Annotated in this window: 6 protein-coding genes; 1 reads left to right on the top strand and 5 read right to left on the bottom strand. The window is 38.7% G+C overall.

The features are described 5' to 3' along the window. Positions 1-169: 169 nt before the first annotated feature. A complete protein-coding gene (locus tag G5B42_RS09595; protein ID WP_181340257.1) occupies positions 170-676 on the top strand; it encodes a nitroreductase family protein in 507 nt (168 codons plus the stop codon). A 469-nt stretch (positions 677-1145) separates the two neighbouring features. On the opposite strand, the gene G5B42_RS09590 is transcribed toward G5B42_RS09595, so the two are convergent. From G5B42_RS09590 to G5B42_RS09570, 5 genes are all read right to left on the bottom strand, one after another. Continuing rightward, positions 1146-2327, bottom strand: coding sequence for an IS256 family transposase (locus tag G5B42_RS09590; protein ID WP_181340256.1), 1182 nt, complete (start codon positions 2325-2327; stop codon positions 1146-1148). 96 nt (positions 2328-2423) lie between these two features. Then, a complete protein-coding gene (locus G5B42_RS09585; protein ID WP_181340255.1) occupies positions 2424-3218 on the bottom strand; it encodes a LuxR C-terminal-related transcriptional regulator in 795 nt (264 codons plus the stop codon). Positions 3219-3279: 61 nt separating this feature from the next. After that, entirely contained in the window at positions 3280-4233 is a 954-nt protein-coding gene (locus G5B42_RS09580; RefSeq protein ID WP_181340254.1) for a TolC family protein, read from the bottom strand. A gap of 146 nt (positions 4234-4379) precedes the next feature. Then, a complete protein-coding gene (locus G5B42_RS09575; RefSeq protein ID WP_181340253.1) occupies positions 4380-5597 on the bottom strand; it encodes a TolC family protein in 1218 nt (405 codons plus the stop codon). Between the two features lie 135 nt (positions 5598-5732). Next, on the bottom strand, positions 5733-6884 hold the full coding sequence (locus G5B42_RS09570; protein WP_181340252.1) for an HlyD family secretion protein: 1152 nt from the start codon (positions 6882-6884) through the stop codon (positions 5733-5735). Positions 6885-7024: the final 140 nt, after the last annotated feature.

Raw genomic sequence — 7024 nt, 5'->3', positions numbered from 1 at the left:
CTCGACCTCCTTCGGGGGGTATTCATTCTTGCCGAATGTGAGGTTCCTCTTCTCTTTTTGTAAAGATATCTCCTCCATAAAATCTACAGTAATTTTACACTAACCACTCCGAAATATTAATTGCCCGACCAAGTCGGCACCAACAAAACCAATTTGAGGAGGGATTCGGATGTCTTTTTTGGAACTGACCAAGCAAAGATATTCGGTGCGGAAATATAAAGCAAAGCCGGTGGAAAGGGAAAAGCTGCTCCAGGTGCTCGAGGCGGCCAGAAATGCGCCTTCGGCCTGTAATTTCCAGCCCTGGCACTTCATTGTCCTGACCGAGGAAAAAATAAAAGCCAAAGTGGCGGAGACTTATCCGCGGGATTGGTTCAAAGAGGCGCCGGTGGTGATTGTCGCCTGCGGTGATCACTCCGCCTCCTGGAAGCGGGCCGACGGTAAAGATCACTGTGACGTGGATCTGGGGATTGCCATTGAACACATGACCCTGGCCGCTGCCGAGCTGGGCCTCGGCACCTGTTGGGTCTGCGCCTTCGATGCCAAACGCTGCCACGAGATCCTGGAACTGCCCGCGCATCTGGAGGTAATTGCCCTCTTGCCGCTGGGTTATCCGGAGGAAGAAACAAGTCCCGAGAAAAAGAGAAAACGCCTCGAGGAGATTGTCACTTGGAAATAAAAGCGAAGCGGTTTCGGAGCCAATAGCCAAATCAACTGAAAACGGCGGTTTTTTCCTCAACTCGAAAAAACCGCCGTTTTTATTTATAGTATAACTAAACGATGACCTTCGTCCAAACCGATGATGAAGAAAGCAAAGAAAGCGCCCGGCAGCAGGAAGAACTAATGAAAACTAGGCACACCCTGAGGAAACCTTACAAGAAAGATCCCTTTTTTTCGTCCTCCGCCGCCTGGCGGCCGAAACCCAAATTAGCTATTCCTCCCTTAATTGAGCAGCTCCTGATATCTTTGATTCAGATTGTCAATGCGTTCAGCACAGAGCCTGTCCTCTTTCTGATCCTGTTCCGCCAAAGAGTGAGGGTAAGAGCGGGCACATTGCGGAGTACTGCACCGGGGAATGCCTATGGTAGTGTCAATATTTTTTCGCACATTTATAATGGCGACCTAAAGTGGCATTTGGGTGAGAGGTACTAACCGATACACACCTCCTCTCGAATGCCAACTAGAAGTTTCATGTTTAAATAGCGCTTTAAGCCCCAGTTTGAACTTGCTACGTGTCTTAACCGGGCGCAGACTAGCATTAATGCCGAGTGGCCATCCGGAAAGCTGCCGACAACTCTAGTCCGTCGCCGTATCTCCCTCATTAAACGTTCAAGACCATTATTTGTGCGGATTTTCAGCCAGTGTTCCCGGGGAAAATGCATATATGATAAGGTCTCTTCAATCCCGGTTTCAACCTTTTCCGCGGCTTTGGGTAGTTTCATTTCCCGCAGTTTCCGAACTACGGCTGAAGCTTTTTCTTTTGCACTTGCCAGGTCTTCCTGGGCATGAATGGCCTTGAGCATTGCAGCCACCAGCTTGACTTTTCCTGTTGGGACCACACTAAAGATATTGCGATAAAAATGTACGACACATCTTTGCCACCGGGCCTCCGGGAAGATTTCGCCAAGGGTTTCAACGACACCAAGGCATTTGTCGCTGATGAATAATTGCGTACCTTTCAGACCACGCTCTTTGAGGTGCCGGAGAAAGTTTAGCCAGCTCTCTTTATCTTCTTTACTTCCTTCGGCCGCACCGAGAATCTCCCGGTATCCGTCATTGTTCACGGCTAAAGCGACCAGAATTGATACGTTTTCATACTCGCCGCCCCAGTTTCTTTTGAGGTAGATACCATCTAGATATACGTACGGGTATTCACCATCTAGTGGACGGTTACGCCAGTCTTCAATGTGCGAGTATACTTTTTTATTAAGCTTGCTGATTGTTCCCGGTGAGACTTTACTTCCCCAGAGAATTTCTGTAATGTCTTCAATGCGTCGAACAGAGACTCCAGCCAGGTACATTTCAATTAGCGCTTCTTCAATGGAGCTTTCCCGGCGTTTATAGCGTTCAATAATTGCTGTTTCAAAGGGCAGTTTTCGTAGTTTGGGGACTTTTAGATTGACTTTGCCGGCTTTCGTCTCTAGACTGCGCTGATAATATCCAGCACGGGTATCTTTTCGTGCTTCGGTCCGTTCATAACGGGCTGCGTTGGTTAATCGATCGGCCTCTTGGTCAAGTAATTGGTTTAAGGTCTCCTCGACACTTCCACGCACTAACTCATTCAATTTGTTCTTTATTACATCTTCATTAAACTGTATAATGTTACTCATAGGGGGACCTCCTTTGGTTTGGTAAGTTTTGGCTTATTTACTTTACCACTTGAGGTCTCCCTTTTCAATTTCCAATTTCTAATTGTGCGAAAAATATTATACGTTATCTATTGAGAACAACCCCATCTTTACCGCCTTTCCAACTGCTTCGGCTATACTCCGAACGCCCAAAACTTTATAAATTTTCTTTTTATGATACTTGATCGTATTTTCACTTAGCTTCATCTCTAAAGCCACAGCCATACTAGTCATTCCTTGAGCGAAAAGTTTTAATATATGTAATTGTTGTTCGGTTAAAACTGCCCGAATGGGAATTTGACTATCACCAGAGTTGTGCCGAAGTTCTATCATTATATTTCTTGCCAACAACTTTACAATAGCGATCATTTCATTTGAGATCCTCTGACCTACTGAAGAAAAAGCCAAACATCCTTTAACTCCTTCATCTATTATTAACGGTATAGCAAAGCAATACCATTCACTAAATATGTCACAATAATGATCCTTTGGTTCGAAATATATCGATTCACGTAACTGTAATGCTAAACTAACCGCATTACTCCCACAACTCTTTTCTGTTAAAGAAACACCATGCTTTAATGTAAGTAACTTATTTGGGTCTGGCAGTAAAAATGTTGTATCATAAAATAACAAATAGCCTTCTTCATCAGTTAAAAATACAATATAACCATTTGGAATTATATCTCGTACCTCTCTAAAACATTTTTTAAAGACAGTTATTAATGATTCCAGTCTTAAAAATCTAATTTCCAATTCCTTTTCTTCTAGGCAAAGAAGTGGAGCATTAATAGTCTTTTTTACTCCTAAACTTTGACACCGTTTTATTGATCTCATTATTTCTTGTCGCATTTTTTTTGGACCCACACCCATTAAATACTAATGCCCCTCCCCTTTTCATTGATCGACAAAGAAATCAACAAAAATTTAAAAACTATTTTGGGCTTACGCTCACTATTTTATAAATATACTGTAATGGATCATCTCCTATAAGTACTTTAAGCGATAATTCTTTTTGAAAAAGCGTTTCTTCCATTTGTTTTATCTGGTCTTCCAGTTCATGAAGCTCAAGTGAAACCTCTTCGAATTCGATTTGGTTAATCTCACCTTGCCTAAATCTAGTTTTTAAAACTTCAAGTTCTCTTCGTACAATAATAGCTTGTTTCTCTAGTAATTCACGTTGGCAATTGAGTGAGTGATGCTCTTCTATTAAACCTATAATTTTATTATACAATTCCTTTTTATACAACTGATAGTTCTCTTCCGTTCTATTCAGTTCATCAGTTATATTCTTCCGCTCTTCCGGTGTGGCATCTTCTAAGGTATGCACTGCTTCCCACTGTTTTTTGGCTAATAACAACATCTCACGGTTATAATAATATACAGAATCAACTGTATAAGCTTTTTGAACACAAATCATCGTATCGTACTTTTCGATTTCATCAAAAGTTAATTTTATTTCCAGAGGTATGGTATCACCTTTTTCTTTTCCTATTCCTAAAAGAAATTCCCGCTTAGCGTGAAAATATTCATACTGCGCTTTTTCTACTTCATAATTAATTTTCATAAATTCGTTATTATGTTGTAAAAATTCTATTTCGGTACAAAGGCCTGATTCATAACGTAAGCTTGTTACTCTTAATTTTTTTTCTTCTAACTGTAACTTTCTTTTCGCTGTAATAAAATTACGATAAGTCTGTAGACGCTGAAAATATCGTTGGACAGCATTAATTTTTTCTTTTCTTTCTGCTTCTGTTAAAGCCAATTTAGCAGCATTAACTTCAATTTCATACCTCCTTAAAATCAAGGCGGCAACCCTTTCTTCAGTTGCTCGTCGAAGATCTTTTTCCGCTTTTTCTAGTTTTCTAACGGCTTCTTTTATGATCACTGACTGTGCTAGATATTCTTTGATATACTCATCTATGGTAAGAAAAAGCGTATCATGCTTCTCTTCACCTGATATTGATATCGTTATTAAAAAAAAAGAAAAAAAAGATTACCACTTTTTTTTTCATAAGTTGTACTTACCCTCCCTTAAGCAGCAATGGTTGCCAGTAAAACATACCATGCCTGCCAAAGGTTGTTCCAACCTGCGATATAATCATCTTGGGCAATCGCTGCTTCTAATCGTACCTTTTCCAGATCTACCAGAGATATCTCACCATTTTCGTATTTTTTTTGAGCTTCAATACTAGATCTAATAGCTAAGTTTTTCTTATGTTCCAATACATTAATGTTCATTTGCTGTAATTCAAAATTATCAATAGCAATAGCTAAAGAATCTTCTAATTCTTCTTTTAATGTTTCAATCATACGTTGTTGTTGTCTTACAGCTATTTCTGCCTGTTCTATTCGTTGAGATTGAATTGCTTCAAACTTCCAGGTAAGACTACCAGACAAAGATAATGATCCATCTTCAGTATTTGCCGTTGCACAAAAGGATATAGTTGGTCTGTGTTTCTTTACTCGCTCCAAGTTTTCTTTAGCAAAAGCCAGCATTAAATTAGCTTTTTTTAACTCAATATTATTATCTAAGGCAGTTTCCCGTATTTCATTAAAATCTATTTTATTTTCTTGAAACAGCGGGAGCTCAATAAGAGATGATCGAGATAAATCATTCTTGATTAAGCGAGAAAGAGTTCTTAATGCAATGTATTCTTCCATTTTCATTGATGCTAATTTTACTTTTGCCTCCAAGATCTCGGTTTCGGCTCTATCAAGCTCATCTCTACCAACCAAACCAGCATGATAACGACGTCGAGTAATTAATTTCGTTTGTTCAACTAAAGCTAAGTTTTCCTCCGCTTGCTTCCTTTTTTTAATAGCTGCCAATAATGTGATATAGAGTTTTCTTGCTTCCAACTCTACTTCCACTATTTTTTTCTCCAATTCTAACAGTTGTAGAGAGAAATCTAACTGGGCTTGGGCTTCCTCCACGTTTTCGGCAAAGGGGTAATAATTAAGATAGACCGATGCAGGCTCTCCTAAAATCATCGTAGATCCCAACACGAGCTTAGGTGTTAATGAAATACTAAGCTCAATTTGGCCTTTATCATAATATTCGTATTTTCTTGTAAAAGGATTTTTTATTTTTGTCGCTTCTCCACTAATCGTAAGATCTCTTTGGCTAATAGTTTTAGTGGCTTGGAGATGTATTTCTCTCTTTCTTAGTTCTTCGCTAGCTTGTATTATCGCATCGCTGTTTTCTAAAGCAGCTTTAACAACCAGCTCAATATCCCATTCATCCCGCATATTAATACTCCCATAAACATTAGCGGTTAACAACATTATACACCAGATGATAATTATGGATTTTTTAAAATATATTCCCATTTTGACCACCAATTTCGATGCTCTAACTTAATATATTGAAAATATTATAATAGTCTAGGAAAGAAGATTCATTTTTTCTAAAATAAAATACAATATCCTCCTTTTCTTAACAACTACTCTAGCTTCACAAAGCATACCCACTTTAACTTTGGCCGGTTGTCCTTTTTTGTCAATAAGTTGATCTCCTTCTAATGAGCCTTCCACAAGATAAACAAGTTCATTATCTGTATTAGCAATTTGAGCATCACCCGCTATATTGGTAACTTCTCCAGAAAGACTACCATATTCTTTGTACGGTAAAGCCAAAAAACGATAATTGACTTTTTGACCTTGCGTAAGATTACCAATGTCTTTATTTTTAACCATGAGATCTACTTTCATTCCAGTGCCCTGTACTGGAATAATTCTCAATATTTCAACTCCCGCCGGAAGATAGTCGCCGGAATTAAATTGTTGAAGTACCTGAACAACACCATCAATCGGAGCGGTGATTTGATGCATTTTTATTTTCTCTTCCACTTCCTCGAGTAATTTTTGCACTTCTAATAATTGAACTTGATTCGCCTCTAATCTCTCTTTTATCTCTACCAACATTTTACTTTTATGCCTATCCCGATTGATTTCAGCCAAAAGATACTCTGTTCGTAATTCCTCTAAATTAACTTCAGATGTAACACCGGGTCCAAGATTTTTTTCCCTTTGGTAGCGGCTCTTAGTTTTTAAATAAACTAGATGAAGTTGCTTATAATCATAATGATAGCTCAAAAACCAATTATAATAATGTAGGTCTTCCTCGGTAAACAGATTCTTTCCTTCCTGAACACTTCTTTGCATTTTTTCTAGATTCTCCGCTTCTTTTTCCAATCGTTTTTTCTTTTGCATCAAATTTTCTTTTTCCCTTTCTAAAGAAGATGTCTCAATCAAAAACAAAGGATCCCCTTTTTTTACTTTTACGCCTTCTTTATAAAAAATTTGTTCAAGCTTTCCTCCATAAATACTTCGTATAATACTAACATTTCCAACCGGACGGACAACCCCTGTAGCCTTTACTACTATATCAATTTCACCAAACCACATCCAAAGAAACGAACTAGCGAATAAAAGTAGGACAAGCCAAATAAAACTTGATATAAATTTGGGTTCACGGGCTTGTAACATCTCCCGACTTTCTGTCAATTCTGATAAATCGATAATTTCTTCTCTCATGAGATCTTTACTTCCCTTTCCACACTTGTCTGGCCTTGCCAGAGCATATAATAGCGTCCTTTCTTTGCCAATAGTTCCTCATGACTACCCATTTCCACAATTTCTCCTCCCTCAAGGAAGAGTTGAGTCCATATAATGGT

The sequence above is a fragment of the Capillibacterium thermochitinicola genome (genome assembly GCF_013664685.1).
Taxonomy (GTDB): Bacteria; Bacillota; UBA4882; order UBA10575; family UBA10575; genus Capillibacterium; species Capillibacterium thermochitinicola.
The sequence above is the reverse complement of the archived record's forward strand: the minus strand, read 5'-3'. Positions and strand labels throughout refer to the sequence as shown.

What these genes read in the sequence shown, in the direction of transcription:
- G5B42_RS09595 (WP_181340257.1), top strand. Translation starts at nt 170, where the DNA reads ATGTCTTTTTTGGAACTGACCAAGCAAAGATATTCGGTGCGGAAATAT.
- G5B42_RS09590 (WP_181340256.1), bottom strand. Translation starts at nt 2,327, where the DNA reads ATGAGTAACATTATACAGTTTAATGAAGATGTAATAAAGAACAAATTG.
- G5B42_RS09585 (WP_181340255.1), bottom strand. Translation starts at nt 3,218, where the DNA reads ATGGGTGTGGGTCCAAAAAAAATGCGACAAGAAATAATGAGATCAATA.
- G5B42_RS09575 (WP_181340253.1), bottom strand. Translation starts at nt 5,597, where the DNA reads ATGCGGGATGAATGGGATATTGAGCTGGTTGTTAAAGCTGCTTTAGAA.
- G5B42_RS09570 (WP_181340252.1), bottom strand. Translation starts at nt 6,884, where the DNA reads ATGAGAGAAGAAATTATCGATTTATCAGAATTGACAGAAAGTCGGGAG.